The 3,114-nt window shown below is 55.3% G+C and carries 2 protein-coding genes; both read left to right on the forward strand.

Annotated elements, in window-relative coordinates; genetic code table 11:
* Positions 1-822, forward strand: an 822-nt coding sequence (locus ACEW8P_RS01635; RefSeq protein ID WP_373511370.1) for a hypothetical protein, incomplete at its 5' end; no start/stop codon positions are given.
* A gap of 39 nt (positions 823-861) precedes the next feature.
* Positions 862-3,075, forward strand: a complete 2,214-nt coding sequence (locus tag ACEW8P_RS01640) for a pyrroloquinoline quinone-dependent dehydrogenase (protein ID WP_373511371.1) — start codon at positions 862-864, stop codon at positions 3,073-3,075.
* Positions 3,076-3,114 lie beyond the last annotated feature (39 nt).

Raw genomic sequence — 3,114 nt, forward strand, 5'->3', positions numbered from 1 at the left:
GATTGGTCGGGTGTGATACCGGATCTGCGGTACAAAGGCCACCGCTACTTCGATTTCTGGAACACGCGGCCCTATACGCCTACGTTGCACGACGCCATCACCGGGCCCGTGGAGGAGTTCATGGCTGTCGGTATGGACGAAGCCGCTGTGGGCGGACAATTCCTGAAAATTGGCGTGGGTGGATTGGTCAAGCCCGACGACGGAGCCTATACTTTCTCCAAAGATTATGTGATCAAAACTCCCGGCAAATGGAAGGTAAAAAGGAAAAAAGACCGCGTGACGTTCACGCATACCATTTCCGGTGTGAATGGCTACGGCTATGAATACACGAAGGTAGTCAGGCTTACCAAAGGAAAGCCCGAGCTGGTGCTGGAACACAGCCTGAAAAATACGGGTACTAAGAAAATTGAAACAAGCACCTACAACCACAATTTCTTCGTTATCGACGGCGAACCGACCGGGCCGAATATCGAAACTACCTTTCCGTTTACTACCAGCGCGGAGGGCAAGGGCTTCGGGACCATCGTAGAAGCCAAAGGTCGGCAGGTAGTTTATAACCGCGAACTACAGGGGAACGAGAGTATCATTACGATGAGTTTGGAAGGATTTAAAAATACACCAGATGACTACGGCATTCATATCAAAAATACCAAAACTGGGGCGGGCGTGAAGATCAATGGCGACCGCCCTTTGGAAAAGATTGTCTTCTGGGCTTGCCGAACTACCTCCTGCCCCGAGCCTTATATCCGGCTTTCCGCCAAGCCCGGCGAAACAGTTCGCTGGAATATCCGTTATGAATTTGAAGTAGAAACAGAGAATTAGATTCTTCGTCAGAAGACTCAATTACAATTTTTGCAATCCATGAAATCCTGGAAATACCCTACCCTCGGCTTGCTTCTGCTGTGGCTTTGCGGCGCGGCTTACTACGCCGGGCCAGGCACCCACGAGCCGCTCAAAAATGTGGATTGGCGCGCTTACGGCGGCGATCCGGGTGGAAGCCGTTACTCGGAACTTTCTCAAATCAATTTACAGAACGTCAAAAACCTGAAAGTCGCCTGGACGTACGACACGGGTGAAAACAAGCCCGACGACCCCAAGAAAATGGCTATTCAGTGCCAGCCGATCGTGGTCGATGGCATACTTTATGGCCTCACGCCGCTGCTTAAGGTCTTCGCCGCCGATGCCGCTACGGGCCGGGAACTTTGGCGATTCGATCCGCAGCCGTTGACTGGCGACAAACCCATTTACCATCCGGCACGGGGGGTAGTGTATTGGGAAAACGATCATGAAGGGCGCATTCTGCATTCTGTGGGACCTTGGCTTTACGCTATCGATGCAAAGACCGGGAAACTGGTCGAGAGTTTCGGTAACAACGGCAGAATCGATTTGCACGAAGGTCTGGGTGATGAAAAGACGTTGGGCTATGATGTCAGTCAATTTACCATCCGCTCCACCACGCCGGGCGTCATCTACAATAATCTCATTATCATGGGTTCGTCCACGTCGGAGGGCGGTGATGCTCTGCCGGGCCACATCCGCGCGTTCGACGTGCGGACTGGCAAATTGGCCTGGGTGTTCCGCACCATTCCGTTGCCGGGTGAGTACGGCTACGAAACCTGGGAAAAGAATTCGTACAAAAAACTCGGCGGGGCCAACTGCTGGGCGGGCCTAGTCGTAGACGAAAAACGCGGTATGGTGTTCATGGGGACGGGTTCGCCCTCGGTGGACTTCTACGGTGGCGATCGTGAAGGCAGCAATCTGTTCGCTAACTGCGTCATCGCGCTCGACGCCAAAACGGGTAAGCGCATCTGGCATTTCCAGACCGTCCACCATGATCTGTGGGACCGCGATATTCCCTGTCCGCCGAACTTGATCACCGTCAAGCATAAGGGAAAAATGGTGGACGCCGTGGCGCAGGCTACCAAAGACGGGCTAATTTTCGTCTTCAACCGCGACACGGGCGAGCCGCTTTTTCCGGTGGAGGAAGTACCCGTTCCCGACGCTCCCGCCCTGCCCGGCGAACAGCCCTGGCCTACACAGCCCGTCCCGACCAAGCCTGCACCCTTCGCCCGCCAGTCGCTGACCGAAGCGGATATTACAAACCGTACGCCCGAATCGCGTGCCTATGTGTTGGATCGCTTCAAAAACAGTATCAGCGGCCCCAAAAATCTTCCGCCTAGCGAGAAAGGGATGCTCATGTACGGCCTGGGTGGCGGTGCCGAATGGGGCGGTACCGCCGCCGATCCGGGGGGCATTATGTACGTCAATGGGAACAATATGTTGTGGTGGGTCAAGATGCGCAGTACACGACAGGCGCAGGACGGCACGGCCCTCTCGGAAGGCGCGGTGCTGTTCAATACCAATTGTGCTTCTTGTCACGCCATTGACCCCAAAGTGCAGGTGACCGCTAGCGCTCAAGCTTATCCCAATCTCGGAAACGTCGGCAAGCGGCTATCACGATCGCAGATTGCGGCCCTCCTCGAAACGGGCCGGGGCCGGATGCCTTCGTTTCAGCATATTTCCAAAGAAAAACGGGCGACACTCATTGACTTCCTGCTCGACACTGAGGCTCCGGCCAAAACCACCCCTGACGATGTCCACAAAGTCACGCTGGCCGACGCCGCGGACGGCAAGTTGTTCCCTCACCGTCCGCCCTACGTCAACAACGGCACGGTGCAGTTTTTGGACAAAGACGATTACCCGGCAATCAAATCTCCTTGGGGTACGCTCAACGCCGTAGATTTGAACACAGGCGAGTACCTCTGGCGGGTCACCTTGGGCGATCATCCCGAAATTGCCAAAAAGGGCGTACCCCCGACGGGCAGTGAAAACCACGGCGGCCCCATCGTCACGGCGGGCGGGCTGCTGTTCATCGCGGGTACTTTCGACGGACACCTCAGGGCTTTCGACGCTAAGACCGGGAAGGTAGTTTGGAAGTACAAACTACCCACCGGAGCCTTCGCCACGCCGATTACTTACATGGTGAACGGCAAACAGTATATCGCCATCGCCGTGGGCGGCGGGCGGCAGGGGCTACCTGTGGGAGGTACTTATATAGCGTTCGCTTTACCGTGAGTTTTTTTACAAAGCCCGATTCAAAAAATCGACCATCGG

This window comes from Persicitalea sp., assembly GCF_041751555.1.
Classification (GTDB): domain Bacteria; phylum Bacteroidota; class Bacteroidia; order Cytophagales; family Spirosomataceae; genus Persicitalea.

Bases quoted from the DNA above. Each gene is read 5' to 3' on its own strand.
- ACEW8P_RS01640 (WP_373511371.1), top strand. From the start codon at position 862: ATGAAATCCTGGAAATACCCTACCCTCGGCTTGCTTCTGCTGTGGCTT.